The following is a 17,502-nucleotide window of genomic DNA, read 5'->3' on the forward strand; positions in this document are numbered from 1 at the left end:
GCGCAGCCACTGTTCGACGCATGACGCGCGAATGACAGATCGGTCACCGGCCCGCGCCGCGCGGCATCGGCGGGCCACAGCGCGAGGGCCGTCGCGTGCCGTGCATCTGAAGCCGGGATGACCCGTTCATGACATCTTCGTCATTCTTCTGAACATTCCTTGCCAACCGAATCGGCATCTCTAGAATCGGATCACGCAAGCATCCGATGGATGCGAGGAGCGGCAATGAAGATCCTGGTCGTCGAAGACGAAAAGAAAACCGGTGAATACCTGGCCAAGGGGCTCACCGAGGCGGGCTTCGTCGTCGACCTCGCCGATAACGGACTGAATGGCTACCACCTGGTGATCACCGGCGAATACGACCTGCTGATCATCGACATCCTGCTGCCCGACGTGAACGGCTGGGACATCGTCAGGATGCTGCGCGCGGCCAACAAGGGCATGCCCATCCTGCTGCTCACCGCGCTCGGCACCGTCGAGCACCGGGTCAAGGGGCTGGAGCTCGGCGCCGACGATTACCTGGTCAAGCCGTTTGCCTTCGCCGAGCTGCTGGCGCGGGTGCGCACGCTGCTGCGGCGCGGGGCCGCGGTGATGATGGAAAGCCGTTTCCAGGTGGCCGATCTCACCGTCGACCTCGGCAGCCGCAAGGTCACCCGCAACGGCACGCGCATCACGCTCACCGGCAAGGAGTTCACCCTGCTCGAGTTCTTCCTGCGCCACCAGGGCGAGGTGCTGCCGCGCTCGCTGATCGCCTCGCAGGTCTGGGACATGAACTTCGACAGCGACACCAACGTCATCGACGTGGCGGTCAAGCGCCTGCGCGCCAAGATCGACAACGACTTCGAGCCCAAGCTCATCCAGACCGTGCGCGGCGTGGGCTACGTGCTGGGAGCGCCCGATGTGGCGTAGGCCGTCGGGCCGGCCGTTCTCGCTGGCCGCGCGCCTCACCTTCTTCATCAGCCTGTCGATGATCCTGGCGTTCATGGCCTTCGCCTGGCTGATGGTCCACTCGGTGCGGCAGCACTTCAAGGAGCGCGACGAGATCGACCTGCGGCGCCTGGGCACCACGATCGAAACGGCGCTGAATCTCACCGAATACCCGGGCGCGCCGCGCCAGCAGATATTGCAGCGAGCCATCGACGACTATGGCGAGGTCGCCATCTGCATCAGCGACGCGACCGGCACGCCGATCTTCCGTTCGCCCGGCGGGCCCGACCTGGAGCGCGTGCTGCGCGTGCCGGGCCTGGCCGAGCGGCTGCGCAGCGGCGACCTCATCTCCTGGACCGATCCGCGCCCGCACGCGCCGCCGCATGCCGACCGCGAGGTGGCGGCGAGCTCCTGGCGCTGGATCATGCTGGCGTTCGGCGAGGCGGGCGACGGGCGGCCCGCCTACCGGCTGCTGATGGCCGTGCCCATGGATTTCCACCTGCACTACCTCGCGGCGCTCAAGCGCAATCTCGTGTACGTGGCGCTGCTGTTCAGCGTGCTGATCATCTTCGTCGTGCAGTTCGTGGTGCAGCGCGGCCACCGCTCGATCCGCGACGTGAGCGACCGGATCGAGAGCATCACCTCGGCCGACCTGAACGTGCGCCTCGATCCCGCGCGCGTGCCGGTCGAGCTGGAGCGCCTCACGGTGTCGTTCAATCACATGCTCGCGCGCATCGAAGACGTGTTCTCGCGCCAGTCCAACTTCTCCGCCGACATCGCGCACGAGATCCGCACGCCCATCACCAATCTCGTCACCCAGACCGAGATCGCGCTGAGCCAGCCGCGCAACCCGCAGGACCTCGAAGACGTGCTGTACTCGAATCTCGAGGAGTTCTCGCGCATGTCGCGCATGGTGAGCGACATGCTGTTCCTGGCGCAGGCCGACAACCAGCTGCTGCTGCCCGAGCGCCGCCGCCTCAACCTCGCCGAGGAGGTGATGAAGGTGTTCGATTTCTTCGAGGCCTGGGCCGACGAGCGGCAGGTGGCGCTGCGCTTCGCGGGCGAGGCCTGCGAGGTGGTCGGCGATCCGCTGATGCTGCGCCGCGCGATCAGCAACCTGCTCTCCAACGCGGTCCGCCACACCCCGCGCAACATGGCGGTGACGGTCCACCTGGCGCGCCGGGCCGACCTCGTATGCCTGACCGTCGAGAACCCCGGCACGCCGATCGCGGCCGAGCACCTGCCCCGGCTGTTCGACCGCTTCTATCGCGTCGATCCGTCGCGCCAGCACGTCGGCGAGGGCAGCGGTATCGGCCTGGCCATCGTGCGTTCGATCGTCGAGGCCCATCACGGCAGCGTGGCCGTGGCGTCCGACGCGCAGTCGACCCGCTTCACCCTCACGCTGCCCCGGCCGCGGCCCTGAGGGTTGGGCTGGCGGCCGGGCCAGGCCGGCCGCCGAGGCACGGGCGGCCGGCTCCGAGCCGCGGCTCAGATCACATACAGGTCCACGTACTCGTGCACCGCCATGCGCTCCAGCACGGCCTGGTCGAGCGACACGTCGAGGATGCGTTGCTGCTGCCGCGGCGGCAGCATGCGGGCCAGGTTGGTGCGGAACTTGGCCTCCAGCAGCGGAATGCCGTCGGCGCGGCGGCGGCGGTGGCCGATCGGGTATTCGCACGCGATCTCGTCCAGGCCCGTGCCGTCCTTGAACGTCACGGTGAGGGCGTTGGCGATCGAACGCTTGGCGGGGTCGTGATAGTCGCGGGTGTAGGCCGGGTCTTCGACGCACACGATGCGGGCGCGCAGCGCGTCGATGCGCGGGTCCCGCGCCACCGCATCCTCGTAGTCGGCCGCGGTGAGGCGGCCGAACAGCACCGGCACCGCCACCATGTACTGGATGCTGTGATCGCGGTCGGCGGGGTTGTTGAGCGGGCCCTGCTTGTCGATGATGCGGATCGCCGCCTCGTGGGTGCGGATCGTGATCCGCTCGATGTCCGCGGCGGTCTTGCCGGCCTGGGCCAGCCGCGCGTGGACCTGCATGGCCACCTCGACCGCCGTCTGCGCGTGGAACTCGGCCGGGTACGAGATCTTGAACAGCACGTTCTCCATCACGTAGCTGCCGTAGGGGCGCTGGAACCTGAACGGCTGGCCCTTGAACAGCACGTCGTAGAAGCCCCAGGTCTTGGCCGTCAGCACGGAGGGGTAGCCCATCTCGCCGGTGCGGGCGATGAGGGCGAGGCGCACGGCGCGGCTGGTCGCATCGCCCGCGGCCCAGCTCTTGCGGCTGCCGGCGTTGGGCGCGTGGCGGTAGGTGCGCAGGCTCTGGCCGTCGACCCAGGCCAGCGAGACCGCGTTGATGATCTCGTCACGCGACAGGCCCAGCATCTGCGCCACCACGGCGGTGGACGCCACCTTCACCAGCACCACGTGGTCCAGCCCGACCTTGTTGAACGCGTTTTCGAGCGCGATGCAGCCCTGGATCTCGTGCGCCTTGATCATCGCGGTCAGCACGTCGCGCATGGTCAGCGGCGGCTTGCCGGCGGCCACCGCGGTGCGCGAGAGCCAGTCGGCGGTGGCGAGGATGCCGCCCAGGTTGTCGGAGGGATGGCCCCATTCGGCCGCGAGCCAGGTGTCGTTGAAGTCGAGCCAGCGGATCATGGCGCCGATGTTGAAGGCGGCCTGCACGGGATCGAGCTGGAACGGGGTGCCGGGCACCTTGGCGCCGTTGGGCACGATGGTGCCGGGCACGATCGGCCCGAGCAGCTTCTTGCACGCCGGGTATTCGAGCGCCTCCAGGCCGCAGCCCAGCGTGTCGATCAGGCAATGGCGGGCCGTTTCGTAGGCCAGCTCGCTCTGGATCGGATGGTCGATGACGTAGTCGGCGATGTCGACCAGGACCTGGTCGGGGTCGGGCCGGACGTTGGAGATGGGTGCGGACATGGCGGCTCCTGGAGAGATGGCAGGCGCAAGGACGCGGCGCCCCGGATCGCAGGGCGCAAAAAACGCCGCGCCCTCGAGGGGCGCGGTGTCGTCGTTCGGGATTTACTTGCGCTTTTCGAGCGGCACGTACTTCTGGTTTTCCGGGCCGGTGTAGTTGGCGGTCGGCCGGATGATCTTGTTGTCGATGCGCTGCTCGATGATGTGCGCCGACCAGCCGGCCGTGCGCGCGATCACGAACAGCGGCGTGAACATCGCGGTGGGCACGCCCATCATGTGATAGCTCACGGCCGAGAACCAGTCGAGGTTGGGGAACATCTTCTTGATGTCCCACATCACGGTTTCGAGGCGCTCGGCGATGTCGAACATCTTGGTGCTGCCGGCCTTCTTCGACAGGCGCCTGGAGACTTCCTTGATGACCTTGTTGCGCGGGTCGGAGATGGTGTAGACCGGGTGGCCGAAGCCGATGATCACTTCCTTGTTCTCGACGCGGCGGCGGATGTCGGCCTCGGCCTCGTCGGGCGTCTCGTAGCGCTTCTGCACTTCGAACGCGACTTCGTTGGCGCCGCCGTGCTTGGGGCCGCGCAGCGCGCCGATGCCGCCGGTGATCGACGAATACATGTCGGAGCCGGTGCCGGCGATCACGCGGCAGGTGAAGGTCGAGGCGTTGTATTCATGCTCGGCGTAGAGGATGAGCGAGGTGTGCATGGCGCGCACCCAGTCGTCCGACGGCTTCTGGCCGTGCAGCAGGTGCAGGAAGTGGCCGCCGATGCTGTCGTCGTCGGTCTGCACGTCGATGATGCGGCCGTTGTGGCTGTAGTGATACCAGTACAGCAGCGCCGAGCCGAGGTTGGCCATCAGGCGGTCGGCGATGTCGCGCGCGCCCGGGGTGTTGTGATCGTCTTTCTCGGGCAGCACGCAGCCCAGCACCGACACGGCCGTGCGCATCACGTCCATGGGATGGCTCGCCGCGGGCAGCGCCTCGAGCGCGTTCTGCAGCTGCGCCGGCAGGCCGCGCAGCGCGCGCAGCTTTTCCTTGTAGGCCTTGAGCTCGGCCTTGTTGGGCAGCTTGCCGTGCACCAGCAGGTGAGCGATCTCCTCGAACTCGGCCACGTCGGCGAAGTCGAGGATGTCGTAGCCGCGGTAGTGCAGGTCGTTGCCGGTGCGGCCGACCGTGCACAGCGCGGTGTTGCCGGCGACCACGCCGGAAAGCGCAACCGACTTCTTGGGCTTGAAACCCGCTTTTTCTTCGACGGGCGCAGCGGCCGCTTTCTTCGAGGTAGTCATGTCTCTCCTACTCCTTCCCATGGGGGTGAACACAGGTGATCACAGGCGCGGCGGCCGCGTGCATCGACGGGCCGCGCGCGATTACTTGGACTTGTCTTTGGCGAACAGCTGATCGAGCTGGTTCTCGAAGTCATGGTAGCCGATGCGGTCGTAGAGCTCGTCGCGCGTCTGCATCAGGTCGATCACGTTTTTCTGGTGGCCGTCGCGGCGGATGGCCTGGTAGACGTTTTCGGCGGCCTTGTTCATGGCGCGGAACGCGGACAGCGGGTACAGCACCATGCCCACGCCGGCGCTCTTGAGCTCTTCGACCGTGAACAGCGGCGTCTTGCCGAATTCGGTGATGTTGGCGAGCACCGGCACCTGCACCGCGTCGACGAAGCGGCGATAGGTGGGCAGGTCGTAGGCGGCCTCGGCGAAGATCGCGTCGGCGCCGGCCTCGGCGCACTTGATCGCGCGTTCGATGGCGGCGTCAACGCCGTGCGAGGCGATCGCATCGGTGCGCGCGATCAGGAAGAAATCGGAATCGGTGCGCGCGTCGGCGGCGGCCTTCACGCGGTCGGCCATCTCTTCGGTGCTGACGATTTCCTTGCCGGGGCGATGGCCGCAGCGCTTGGCGCCGACCTGGTCTTCGATGTGGCAGGCGGCCGCGCCGAACTTGATCAGGCTCTTGACGGTACGGGCGATGTTGAACGCCGAGGGGCCGAAGCCGGTGTCGATGTCGACCAGCAGCGGCACGTCGCAGACGTCCGTGATGCGGCGCACGTCGGTCAGCACGTCGTCGAGCGTGTTGATGCCGAGGTCCGGCAGGCCCAGCGAGCCCGCGGCCACGCCGCCGCCGGAAAGATAGATCGCGCGGTAGCCGGCGCGCTTGGCCAGCAGGGCGTGGTTGGCGTTGATCGCGCCGATGATCTGCAGCGGCTGTTCGTCGCGCAGGGCCTGGCGGAACAGGGCGCCGGGGGATGCGGGTCGGGTCATGAGAGTCTCCGTCGTTATTGGGGGCGCCGCGCACGGGGCGGCCCGCCAGACCGGGGTGCGCACGGCGGAGCCGGGCTCCTGACCAGAACGCAAGCCGGCCTCGTGGGCCAGACCTTAACGCGGATCCGAAACATGAATCTGTCCACTTGGTGACAATTGTTCCAAGCGCACATACCGATGTGCCGGGTGGGGCGGGGCCCACAAGAAACAGGCCCGCGTCGGCGGGCCTGTTTCATTGCGCCGAATTACTTCAGCAGGTCTTTCACGCCATCGCGCTCTTCGAGCAGCTCTTTCAGCGTGAAGTCCAGGCGCTCACGCGAGAAGGCGTCGATCTCGAGGCCTTCGATGCGCTTGTATTCGCCGTTTTCGGTCGTGACGGGCACGCCGTAGATGATGCCTTCGGGGATGCCATACGAGCCATCCGAGGGCACGCCCATGGTGACCCACTTGCCGTTGCTGCCCAGCACCCAGTCACGCACGTGGTCGATGGCGGCGTTGGCGGCCGAGGCGGCCGACGACAGGCCACGGGCCTCGATGATGGCGGCGCCACGCTTGCCCACGGTGGGGATGAACGTGTCACGGTTCCAGGCGTCGTCGTTGATCAGCTTGGCCAGGCTCTGGCCGCCGACGGTGGCGAAGCGGATGTCCGGGTACATCGTGGGCGAGTGGTTGCCCCACACGACCAGCTTTTCGATCTCGGCCACGGCCTTGCCCGACTTGGCGGCCAGTTGCGACAGGGCACGGTTGTGGTCCAGGCGCAGCATGGCGGTGAAGTTCTTTGCGGGCAGGTCCGGCGCCGACTTCATGGCGATGTAGGCGTTGGTGTTGGCCGGGTTGCCGACGACCAGCACCTTCACGTCGCGGCTGGCGACGTCGTTCAGGGCGCGGCCCTGGGCGGTGAAGATCTGGGCATTGACCTGCAGCAGGTCCTTGCGCTCCATGCCGGGGCCGCGGGGGCGGGCGCCGACCAGCAGGGCCACGTCGGCATCCTTGAAGGCGGTGCGGGGATCGCTGTGGGCGGTCACTTCCTGCAGCAGCGGGAAAGCGCAATCGTCCAGTTCCATGATCACACCCTTGAGGGCCTTCTGGGCCTTCTCGTCGGGGATCTCGAGCAGTTGCAGAATGACCGGCTGGTCTTTACCCAGCATTTCGCCGGAGGCGATGCGGAACAGCAGGGCGTAACCAATCTGGCCGGCGGCGCCGGTGACGGCGACACGCATGGCGGGCTTAGACATTAACGTTCTCCGAAGGATATTGGGCGAGACAAAATCTCACTCACAGTGTAATCGCTGGAGCCCTTGCGCCACGTCTGCGGACAGTGCTGCGGAGGGTGCTCCGACAGCCGGCAATCCTAGATTGAATTCACGCATGCGTCAAACGATCTTATATCTTATATAAGACATAAGACGTTGGACAGTATGGGGCTGCTGTGCGAGAATGGCGTGTTTGTCCGAATCCGTGGTCGCCCGGCGTTTTTGCCGCGTCCCAGCTGTGCCGGTGCCTCGTGCCCGCCTCGATTCGGGCGAGCCGAAAACCGACACAGACACCCCATGGCAGACCCCCGGTCCGAAACCCCTCTACGAACGCGTGCCGCGAAACCGGCAGGCGAGGGGGCCGCTTTCAGTCCGCTGTATCGCCAGATCAAGGAACTGCTGGTGCAGAGCCTGGATCGCGGCGAATGGAAGCCGGGTGAGCTGATCCCCAGCGAAATCGATCTCGCCGCGCGTTTCCAGGTCAGCCAGGGAACGGTTCGCAAGGCGGTCGACGAGCTCGCCGCCGAACACCTGCTGCTGCGCCGGCAGGGCAAGGGCACCTTCGTCGCCACCCATCACGAAGCCCGCGTGCGCTATCGCTTCCTGCGCCTGGCCGCCGACGAAGAGGGTGAGGGCGGGCGCGCCGAGAGCCGCATCCTGGAGTGCCGCCGCGTGCGCGCACCCGCCGAGATCGCCCGCGCCCTCGAATTGCGCGCCGGCGAGACGGTCGTCATGATCCGGCGCCAGCTTTCCATGAATCAAACCCCCACCGTCATCGACGACATCTGGCTGCCGGGCACCGCCTTCCGTGGCCTGACGCTGGAGCTCCTGACGGCCAACCGCGCCCCGATGTACGGCCTGTTCGAGTCGGAGTTCGGCGTGAGCATGGTCCGCGCCGACGAAAAACTGCGCGCGGTGGCGGCGAACGAAGAAATCGCCCGCCTGCTGAACATTTCCCCCGGTGCGCCCTTACTCCAGGTGGACCGAATTTCGTATACGTATGGCGACCGGCCGATGGAAGTGCGTCGCGGCCTGTACCTGACCGATCACTATCACTACCGCAATAGTTTGAATTGATGAACTTTTTTTCTACGATTTGATACGAAGCCGATCTCTGGGCGAAAATAGAGCGTTTGTCCGCAAGGACGACAGCAATTTCGCCATCACGATTCCCTAGTTCCGAAACACCGAGGCCGTCATGTCCGACTCAGCTGCCAAGCCGCGTCCGCAGTTTCGCAATATCACCATCCCGCAAATCCTCAGTTATCGCCTGCCCCTGGCCGGCAAACTGTCCATCCTGCACCGCATCAGCGGCGCGCTGCTGTTCCTCTGTTTGCCCTTGGTCATCGTTCCGCTGTTCGGCGCGAGCGTGACCTCGGCCGAGACCTACGCACAGGTCGCGCAGTACGCGGGCAATCCGCTGGTCAAGCTGGTCCTGCTGGTCCTGATCTGGGGCTACCTGCACCACTTCTGTGCCGGCATCCGTTACCTGATCCTCGACCTGCACATCGGCATCGACAAGCAGTCGGCCAAGAAGACCGCGGGCGTGGTGTTCGGCGTCAGCCTGGCGCTGACCCTGGTGATCGCTCTCAAACTGTTCGGAGTCCTGTAATGGCTGACGTCAAAAACTACGGCCCCAAGCGCCTGGTCGTCGGCGCCCACTACGGCACGATCGACTTCATCGTCCAGCGCATCACCGCCATCATCATGGCCGTCTACACGCTGGTGCTGATCATCGGCCTGCTGGTGATGCCCTCGTTCACGTATGAAAACTGGAAGTCGCTGTTCACCTTCCACGTGTTCGCTCTTCCGGTCGGCCAGCTTCTGGCCACCCTCGCTTTCTTTGCGCTGGCCTGGCATGCCTGGATCGGCGTGCGCGACATCTGGATGGACTACGTCCGTTCGGTCGGCGTGCGTCTGACGCTGCAAGTGCTGACGATCCTGTGGCTGGTGGCCTCGGTCGTCTTCTTCGCGCAAACCCTCTGGAGAATCTAAGCCGTGGTCGCTGTCAAGAAATCTTTGCCGCGCCGCCAGTTTGATGTGGTGGTCGTTGGCGCCGGCGGTGCCGGCATGCGCTGTTCGCTGCAACTGGCCCAGGCGGGCCTGTCCGTTGCCGTGCTGTCGAAAGTGTTCCCCACCCGCTCGCACACCGTTGCGGCGCAGGGCGGCGTGAGCGCCTCGCTGGGCAACATGAGCGAAGACAACTGGCTCTGGCACATGTACGACACCGTCAAGGGTTCGGACTGGCTGGGCGACCAGGACGCCATCGAATTCATGTGCCGCGAGGCCCCGAATGCCGTGTACGAACTCGAGCATTTCGGCATGCCTTTCGACCGCAACCCCGACGGCACGATCTATCAGCGTCCGTTCGGTGGACACACCGCGAATTTCGGTGAAAAGCCCGTCCAGCGCGCCTGTGCCGCGGCCGACCGTACCGGTCACGCCCTGCTGCACACGCTCTACCAGCGCAACGTCGCGTCGCGCACCCAGTTCTTCGTCGAGTGGATGGCCCTCGACCTCCTGCGCAACGAAGCCGGCGACGTGCTGGGCGTGACCGCGCTGGAAATGGAAACCGGCGAGATCTACATCCTCGAAGCCAAGACCACGGTGCTGGCCACCGGTGGCGCGGGCCGCATCTGGGCCGCTTCCACCAACGCCTTCATCAACACCGGCGACGGCCTCGGCATGGCCGCCCGCGCGGGCATCCCGCTGCAGGACATGGAATTCTGGCAATTCCACCCCACCGGCGTGGCCGGTGCCGGCGTGCTGATCACCGAAGGCGTGCGTGGCGAAGGCGGCATCCTGCTCAACAAGGATGGCGAACGCTTCATGGAGCGCTATGCGCCCACGCTGAAGGATCTGGCGCCGCGTGACTTCGTGTCGCGCTCGATGGACCAGGAAATCAAGGAAGGCCGTGGCTGCGGTCCTGACGGCAGCTACGTGGTGCTCAAGCTCGACCACCTCGGCGCCGACGTCATCAACAAGCGTCTGCCCTCGATCCGCGAAATCGCGATCAAGTTCGGCAACGTCGACCCGATCAAGGAACCGATCCCGGTCGTGCCGACGATCCACTACCAGATGGGCGGCATTCCGGCCAACTATCACGGCCAGGTGCTCGAGCGCGTCAACGGCGAAAACAAGGTCATCAATGGCCTGTACGCCGTCGGCGAATGCGCGGCGGTGTCGGTCCACGGCGCCAACCGCCTGGGCACGAACTCGCTGCTCGACCTGATCGTGTTCGGTCGCGCCACCGGCAACCACATCGTCAACTCGCACCCCGAGCGCCAGCACGCGCACCAGCCGATGTCGCAGGAGTCTGTCGACGCCTCGCTGGCCCGTGTCGACAAGCTCGAATCGCGCACCTCGGGCGAGAAGACCCAGGACGTGGCCAACGCGATCCGCGTCTCGATGCAGCGTCACTGCGGCGTGTTCCGCACGATCGACCTGCTCAACGAAGGCGTGACGCAGATCGAAGACCTGGCCAAGACCGCCGAACACATCTACTTCAAGGATAAGTCGAAGGTGTTCAACACGGCTCGCGTCGAAGCGCTGGAGCTGGCCAACATGACCGAAGTGGCCCGCGCCACCATCAAGTCGGCCGCCAATCGCACCGAAAGCCGTGGCGCCCACGCGCTCGACGATCACCCGAACCGTGACGACGTGAACTGGCTCAAGCACACGCTCTGGTACTCCGAAGGCAGCCGCCTGGATTACAAGCCGGTGCAGATGCAGCCCCTCACGGTCGAGTCCGTCCCGCCCAAGGCCCGTACTTTCTAAGCAGGATCTGGCATGAGCTCCAAACGAATCGTTAAATTCGAAATCTACCGCTACGATCCCGACAAGGACGAGCGTCCGTACATGCAGAAGCTGGAAGTCGAACTCCAGCCGACCGACAAGATGCTGCTCGATGCGCTGGTGCGCATCAAGAACGACGTCGACGACAGCCTGGCGCTGCGCCGGTCGTGCCGTGAAGGCGTGTGCGGTTCCGATGCCATGAACATCAATGGCAAGAACGGCCTGGCCTGCACGACCAACCTGCGCGAGCTGAAGGAACCGATCGTTCTGAAGCCGCTGCCCGGTCTGCCCGTGATCCGCGACCTGATCGTGGACATGACGCACTTCTTCAACCAGTACCACTCGGTCAGCCCGTACCTCATCAACGACACGCCGCCGCCCGAGCGCGAGCGTCTGCAGTCGCCCGAGGCACGCGAAGAGCTGGACGGTCTGTACGAGTGCATTCTGTGCGCCTGCTGCTCGACCTCCTGCCCGTCGTTCTGGTGGAACCCGGACAAGTTCGTCGGCCCCGCCGGCCTGCTGCAGGCCTACCGCTTCATCGCCGACAGCCGCGACGAAGCCACCGGCCGCCGTCTGGACAATCTGGAAGATCCGTACCGTCTGTTCCGTTGCCACACCATCATGAACTGCGTCGACGTCTGTCCCAAGGGGCTCAACCCGACGAAGGCGATCGGCAAGATCAAGGAACTGATGGTCCGTCGTACGGTCTAGTGTTAGTACTTGGCAAGGCATTGAAATGAGCAGGCTTACCGAATTGGAACGGGCGCGGTTGCGCTGGCGAGCGCGCCGCGGCCTGCTCGAAAATGACCTGATCATCACCCGGTATCTGGATCAATACGAGACCCAGCTGACCGATGAAGACGTAACGGCACTGACGCAGCTCTTCGAGCTCGGAGACAACGATCTGCTCGACCTGCTGCTGGCCCGGAAGGAGCTCGAAGGGGACCTGGACACCCCTCGGCTCCGGACCATCATCAGCCGCATGCGTGAGCTCTGATTTATTGTGAGGAAACAGCGATGAACCTGTCTGACAAAAAAGCCACTCTATCCCTCTCGGATGGCAGCGCACCTATTGAACTCCCGGTGTACAAGGGCACGGTTGGCCCGGATGTGATCGACATCCGCAAGCTGTATGGCCAGACGGGCATGTTCACGTATGACCCCGGCTTCATGTCGACCGCCGCCACGGCGTCGGGCATCACCTACATCGATGGCGACAAGGGCGAACTGCTGTATCGCGGCTACCCCATCGAACAGCTGGCGGTGAACTGCGACTTCCTCGACATCTGCTACCTGATCCTCAACGGCGAACTGCCCGACGACGGCCAGAAGACGGATTTCGATTCGCAGGTCACGCACCACACGATGGTGAATGAACAGCTGCACTTCTTCCTGCGCGGTTTCCGTCGCGATGCGCACCCGATGGCCGTCCTGACGGGCCTGGTGGGCGCGCTGTCGGCCTTCTACCACGACTCGACCGACATCACGAACGCCCAGCACCGTCACGTCTCGGCGATCCGCCTGATCGCCAAGATGCCGACCCTGGTCGCGATGGCGTACAAGTACTCGCAAGGCCAGCCGTTCATCTATCCGCAGAACGACCTGTCGTACACCGGCAACTTCCTGCGCATGATGTTCGCGACCCCGTGCGAAGAGTACAAGGTCAACGAAGTCGTCGAGCGCGCGCTCGACCGCATCTTCATCCTGCACGCCGATCACGAGCAGAACGCCTCCACCTCGACCGTGCGTCTGTGCGGTTCGTCGGGCACCAACCCGTTTGCCGCCATCGCGGCCGGCGTGGCCTGCCTGTGGGGTCCGGCTCACGGCGGCGCCAACGAAGCCTGCCTGCAGATGCTCGAAGAGCTGCAGGCCAACGGCGGCGTGGCCAAGGTCGGCGAGTTCATGGAGAAGGTCAAGGACAAGAACTCGGGCGTGCGCCTGATGGGCTTTGGCCACCGCGTCTACAAGAACTACGACCCGCGCGCCAAGCTGATGCAGGAAACCTGCAAGGAAGTGCTGCAGGCCCTGGGTCTGGAAAACGACCCGCTGTTCAAGCTGGCCATGGAACTCGAGCGCATCGCCCTCGAAGACCCGTACTTCGTGCAGCGCAAGCTGTACCCGAACGTGGACTTCTACTCGGGCATCGTGCAACGCGCCATCGGCATCCCGACCTCGCTGTTCACGGCCATCTTCGCGCTGGCCCGCACGGTGGGCTGGATCGCCCAGTGGAACGAAATGCTGTCGGATCCCGAGTACAAGATCGGCCGTCCGCGCCAGCTCTACACCGGTTCCGTGTCGCGCGACGTGCCCACCAAGCGCTGAGCACACGCGTCACGCCGTACTGGCAACAAAAAACCCCGGAGGGAGACCTCCGGGGTTTTTTGTTGGCGCCGGGAGGATGCCGCGCTGCGCCCGTCCCTGGCCTCGCCGCGCGTCAGTCTGCGGCGACACGGGCGAGGACGTCCTGGTAGGCCGCCCGCACCGCCGCTTCGCCGTACTTCTGTTCGAGCCGCTTGATGGTGAAGTGGCCGCGCGCCATGTCCTGGTAATGGCTGATGAAAAGCGCATTGATGGCCGCGCCGCTGACGGCGCCCACCACCGGCGCGGCCTGCGCGGCGATCTTTTCGGTGATGTTGATGCCGAAGCGCTGCGCCACCACCTCGATGGTCTTGGCGAGCCAGGTGCCGGCCTGCTTGGGCGAGCCGAAATGCGCGGCGACCTTGCCCGCGGAGTGCTTGGTGGCCACCTCGGCCAGCGCCTTGGCGGTTTCCTTGGCCACCTCGTTGAACGCGGTGCGCAGCGCGTAGTAGGCCGATTCGGCGGCGTCATCGTCTTTCGAGTTGCCGCCCATCGCGAACACCTGCACGCATTCGCGCTGGATATCCGGATCGGCGAGCGAGAAGCCTTCGCTGCGGGCGATGTCGGCCACCGAGCGCATCATGATGGTGGTGGAGAAGGGCAGCTCGACCAGCGTGCCGGTGAGGCCGAAGAAGCCGCCGGCGGCGCCGGTGAGCGCGGCGGCCGCGCCGTGGCTGCGGTTGCGCGGCGCGACGGTGCCGGTCTTGCCGTTGAAGGTGCGCAGCGCCGCCGACACCGACTTGTGCAGCGCCGCGTGCACCGCGTCCTGGATGCGCGACGAGGCCGCGCGCGGCAGCTTGCTGATGGCCCATTCGATGGGCGAGCCGATCAGGTTCGACAGGCGGATCGTGAGGGACGGCGACTCCAGCCGCGCCACGGCGGCCTTGAGCGCGGCCAGGTCCTGCGGGTCGTCGTGGATCGAGAGCGTCATGCGGGGTCCTTCAAAGCCCGATGCCGCGCGCCATCAGCGTGGCGAACAGCGGCAGCAGTATCAACAGGTGCGACGACAGCATGACCCAGCGGCGTGCACGCCGGATCTCGGCGTCGTCGGGCACGAAGCCCGGCAGCCTGGCCGCCTGGCGCTTCCAGCGCAGAAACGCGAGCGTGGGCGGGATCGAACAGAGCCCGATAACGACGAACAGCGCGATCTTGGCGTGGAACCAGGGGTTGGGCATCAGGAAGGCGACGCCCTTGGCGCCCAGCATGAGCCGTGCCAGGCCGGTGGCCAGCACCAGCACCGCCGACACCAGGTAGAGCCGGTCGTACAGGGCCAGCCGGCCCACGGTCTGGGCGCTCAGGCCGGGGCGCAGCAGCACCGCCTCCGCGGTGAGCACCACGATCAGGAAGAAAATGGCCAGGAAGTGGGCCCAGGCCAGCAGCGCGTCGAGCACCATGAAGAAAAGTCCGGCAGGGGCCGGCGCGGACTGCGCCAGCGACTTCCTCCCTTTTACCAATTCTGGCGCCCGCGCGTATCGCGCCGTGCCATGCGCGCGGTCGAAGCCGAGGAAAAATCGGGCAGGGGGCGGCGGCGCGGGCAAGGAAGCGCGGGGCGCGCGGAGGCCTCCCGCTGGCGCGGCCCAAGAAAAAGGGCCTCCCCGAAGGGAGGCCCTTTGCCGTGATCGCCGGGGCGATCAGCCTTGCGTGGCTTCCTGCTGCGCATCCACGACGGCGAGGGCCGTCATGTTGACGATGCGGCGCACGGTGGCGCTGGTCGTCAGGATGTGCACCGGACGCGCGGCACCCAGCAGGATGGGGCCCATGGCCACACCGTTGCTGCCCGTCATCTTGAGCATGTTGTAGGTGATGTTGCCGGTGTCGAGGTTCGGCATCACCAGCAGGTTGGCGCGACCCTTGAGCGTGCTGTCGGGGTAGGCCTGCGAGCGGATCGATTCCGACAGCGCCGAGTCGGCGTGCATTTCGCCGTCGACTTCGAGGTGCGGTGCGCGCTCGGCCACGAGGCGGCGGGCGTGCGCCATCTTGCGCGACGATTCGGTCGGACGGCTGCCGAAGTTGGAGTGCGACAGCAGCGCGATCTTGGGGACCACGCCAAAGCGCATCATTTCTTCGCCGGCCTGGATCGTGATGTCGGCGATCTCTTCGGCGCTGGGGTTTTCGTTGACGTGCGTGTCGGTGATGAACAGCGTGTGGTTCGGCAGCATCAGCACGTTGAGCGCACCGTAGGTCTGGCCGGGCTTCTTGCCGATCACTTCGTCGATGTACTTGAGCTGGTTGTCGTACTTGCTGGCCACGCCGCACAGCAGCGCGTCGGCATCGCCACGATGCAGCAGCATCGCGCCGATCAGCGTGTTGTGCTTGCGGATCATCGCCTTGGCGATCGCCGGCGTCACGCCTTCGCGGCCGCGCAGCTCGTAGTAGCCCTGCCACGTTTCGTTGAAGCGGGCGTCGTCTTCGGGATCGACGATCTCGATGTTCTGGCCGGCGATCAGGCGCAGGCCGAACTTCTTGACGCGCATCTCGATCACGGACGGACGGCCCACCAGGATCGGGAGCGCGAGCTTCTCGTCGACCACCACCTGCACGGCACGCAGCACGCGCTCGTCTTCGCCGTCGGCGTAGACCACGCGCTTGGGCGCCTTCTGGGCTTCCTGGAACAGCGGCAGCATCAGCTGGCCGGAGTGGTACACGAAGCCCATCAGCTTGCGACGGTAGGCTTCGATGTCTTCGATCGGGCGCGCGGCCACGCCGGAGTCGGCGGCGGCCTGGGCCACGGCCGGGGCGATCTGCACGATCAGGCGCGGATCGAACGGCTTGGGAATGATGTAGTCGGGGCCGAACGACAGCTCTTCGCCGGCGTAGGCGCGGGCCACTTCATCGTTCTGCTCGGCCTGGGCCAGCTCGGCGATGGCCTTCACGCACGCGAGCTTCATCTCTTCGGTGATGCGGCTGGCGCCGGCATCGAGCGCGCCGCGGAAGATGAACGGGAAGCACAGGACGTTGTTGACCTGGTTCGGGTAGTCGGAGCGGCCGGTGGCGATGATGCAGTCGGGGCGGGCGGCCTTGGCGACTTCCGGACGGATTTCCGGCTCGGGGTTGGCCAGCGCCAGGATCAGCGGCTTGACCGCCATGGTCTTGACCATGTCGGCGGTCAGGACGCCGGCGGTCGAGCAGCCCAGGAACACGTCGGCGCCATTGACCACGTCGGCCAGCGTGCGCGCGTCGGTCTTTTGCGCGTAGCGGCGCTTGTTGGGCTCCATGTTTTCGTCGCGACCTTCCCAGATCACGCCGCGCGAGTCCACCACGTAGATGTTTTCGCGCTTGATGCCGAGGTCGACCAGCAGATCCAGGCAGGCGATGGCGGCGGCGCCGGCGCCCGAGCAGGCCAGCTTGACCTCGCCCATTTCCTTGCCCACGACCTTCAGGCCGTTGAGGATGGCGGCCGACGAGATGATGGCGGTGCCGTGCTGGTCATCGTGGAAGACGGGGATCTTCATGCGCTCGCGCAGCTTCTTCTCGATGTAGAAGCACTCGGGCGCCTTGATGTCTTCGAGGTTGACGCCGCCCAGCGTGGGCTCCAGCGCCGCGATGATGTCGACCAGCTTGTCGGGGTCGTTCTCGGCCAGTTCGATGTCGAACACGTCGATGCCGGCGAACTTCTTGAACAGGCAGCCCTTGCCTTCCATCACCGGCTTGGCGGCCAGCGGGCCGATGTTGCCCAGGCCGAGCACGGCGGTACCGTTGGTGACCACGCCCACCAGATTGGAGCGCGAGGTGTACATGGAGGCGGCGTCGTTGCCCTGGTCGAAGATCGCCATGCACGCGGCGGCCACGCCGGGCGAGTAGGCCAGCGACAGGTCGTCCTGGTTGGCCAGCGTCTTGGTGGGCGTGACGGAGATTTTGCCGGGGGTGGGATAGGCGTGGTAATCCAACGCCCGCTTGCTGAGGGTTTCGTCCATGAGGTACAGCCTTTGCGGCGCTAACTGATAAGCGGGTGAACTGCGGCGAAAGCCGC

Annotated in this window: 16 protein-coding genes; 9 read left to right on the forward strand and 7 right to left on the reverse strand. The window is 65.7% G+C overall.

Annotated elements, in window-relative coordinates:
- Window positions 1-225: 225 nt before the first annotated feature.
- Together CEG14_RS07320 and CEG14_RS07325 are read left to right on the forward strand one after the other, a co-directional pair.
- The gene (locus tag CEG14_RS07320; protein WP_094825691.1) at window positions 226-909 is read left to right on the forward strand and encodes a copper/silver response regulator transcription factor; all 684 of its coding nucleotides are present in this window, start codon (window positions 226-228) and stop codon (window positions 907-909) included.
- Window positions 899-2,350: a Cu(+)/Ag(+) sensor histidine kinase gene (locus CEG14_RS07325; protein WP_094825692.1), complete on the forward strand. Its 1,452-nt coding sequence runs from the start codon at window positions 899-901 to the stop codon at window positions 2,348-2,350. The genes CEG14_RS07320 and CEG14_RS07325 overlap by 11 nt, the downstream gene beginning before the upstream one ends.
- Window positions 2,351-2,415: 65 nt before the next feature.
- Here CEG14_RS07325 and CEG14_RS07330 read toward each other — a convergent pair whose 3' ends face one another.
- The 4 genes from CEG14_RS07330 to CEG14_RS07345 form a co-directional block, all read right to left on the reverse strand.
- Window positions 2,416-3,867: a bifunctional 2-methylcitrate dehydratase/aconitate hydratase gene (locus CEG14_RS07330; protein WP_094825693.1), complete on the reverse strand. Its 1,452-nt coding sequence runs from the start codon at window positions 3,865-3,867 to the stop codon at window positions 2,416-2,418.
- Between the two features lie 102 nt (window positions 3,868-3,969).
- A complete protein-coding gene (gene prpC, locus CEG14_RS07335) occupies window positions 3,970-5,151 on the reverse strand; it encodes a bifunctional 2-methylcitrate synthase/citrate synthase (RefSeq protein ID WP_094825694.1) in 1,182 nt (393 codons plus the stop codon).
- Between the two features lie 81 nt (window positions 5,152-5,232).
- Window positions 5,233-6,126 (reverse strand): methylisocitrate lyase, encoded by an 894-nt coding sequence (prpB, locus tag CEG14_RS07340; RefSeq protein WP_094825695.1) that lies wholly within the window; start codon window positions 6,124-6,126, stop codon window positions 5,233-5,235.
- Between the two features lie 245 nt (window positions 6,127-6,371).
- Complete coding sequence (locus CEG14_RS07345; RefSeq protein WP_094825696.1) at window positions 6,372-7,361, reverse strand: malate dehydrogenase; 990 nt, start codon at window positions 7,359-7,361, stop codon at window positions 6,372-6,374.
- Between the two features lie 315 nt (window positions 7,362-7,676).
- Between CEG14_RS07345 and CEG14_RS07350 the strand changes: the two genes are divergently transcribed.
- From CEG14_RS07350 to CEG14_RS07380, 7 genes are all read left to right on the forward strand, one after another.
- The gene (locus CEG14_RS07350; protein ID WP_094825697.1) at window positions 7,677-8,456 is read left to right on the forward strand and encodes a GntR family transcriptional regulator; all 780 of its coding nucleotides are present in this window, start codon (window positions 7,677-7,679) and stop codon (window positions 8,454-8,456) included.
- Between the two features lie 121 nt (window positions 8,457-8,577).
- Complete coding sequence (sdhC, locus tag CEG14_RS07355) at window positions 8,578-8,991, forward strand: succinate dehydrogenase, cytochrome b556 subunit (protein WP_094825698.1); 414 nt, start codon at window positions 8,578-8,580, stop codon at window positions 8,989-8,991.
- Window positions 8,991-9,374, forward strand: coding sequence for a succinate dehydrogenase, hydrophobic membrane anchor protein (sdhD, locus tag CEG14_RS07360; RefSeq protein WP_094825699.1), 384 nt, complete (start codon window positions 8,991-8,993; stop codon window positions 9,372-9,374). The genes sdhC and sdhD overlap by 1 nt, the downstream gene beginning before the upstream one ends.
- A 3-nt stretch (window positions 9,375-9,377) precedes the next feature.
- The gene (gene sdhA, locus CEG14_RS07365) at window positions 9,378-11,156 is read left to right on the forward strand and encodes a succinate dehydrogenase flavoprotein subunit (protein WP_094825700.1); all 1,779 of its coding nucleotides are present in this window, start codon (window positions 9,378-9,380) and stop codon (window positions 11,154-11,156) included.
- Window positions 11,157-11,168: 12 nt separating this feature from the next.
- A complete protein-coding gene (locus tag CEG14_RS07370; RefSeq protein ID WP_094825701.1) occupies window positions 11,169-11,885 on the forward strand; it encodes a succinate dehydrogenase iron-sulfur subunit in 717 nt (238 codons plus the stop codon).
- 25 nt (window positions 11,886-11,910) lie between these two features.
- On the forward strand, window positions 11,911-12,171 hold the full coding sequence (locus CEG14_RS07375) for a succinate dehydrogenase assembly factor 2 (RefSeq protein ID WP_094825702.1): 261 nt from the start codon (window positions 11,911-11,913) through the stop codon (window positions 12,169-12,171).
- A 20-nt stretch (window positions 12,172-12,191) separates the two neighbouring features.
- Window positions 12,192-13,496 (forward strand): citrate synthase, encoded by a 1,305-nt coding sequence (locus CEG14_RS07380; protein WP_094825703.1) that lies wholly within the window; start codon window positions 12,192-12,194, stop codon window positions 13,494-13,496.
- A gap of 112 nt (window positions 13,497-13,608) precedes the next feature.
- Here the strand turns inward: CEG14_RS07380 and CEG14_RS07385 are convergent, their stop codons facing one another.
- From CEG14_RS07385 to CEG14_RS07395, 3 genes are all read right to left on the reverse strand, one after another.
- Window positions 13,609-14,463 (reverse strand): EcsC family protein, encoded by an 855-nt coding sequence (locus CEG14_RS07385; RefSeq protein ID WP_094825704.1) that lies wholly within the window; start codon window positions 14,461-14,463, stop codon window positions 13,609-13,611.
- A gap of 10 nt (window positions 14,464-14,473) precedes the next feature.
- A complete protein-coding gene (locus CEG14_RS07390; protein WP_094825705.1) occupies window positions 14,474-14,926 on the reverse strand; it encodes a DUF2214 family protein in 453 nt (150 codons plus the stop codon).
- Window positions 14,927-15,163: 237 nt separating this feature from the next.
- Window positions 15,164-17,446, reverse strand: coding sequence for an NADP-dependent malic enzyme (locus CEG14_RS07395; protein ID WP_094825706.1), 2,283 nt, complete (start codon window positions 17,444-17,446; stop codon window positions 15,164-15,166).
- Window positions 17,447-17,502 lie beyond the last annotated feature (56 nt).

This window comes from Bordetella genomosp. 1 (assembly GCF_002261335.1).
Classification (GTDB): Bacteria; Pseudomonadota; Gammaproteobacteria; order Burkholderiales; family Burkholderiaceae_B; genus Bordetella.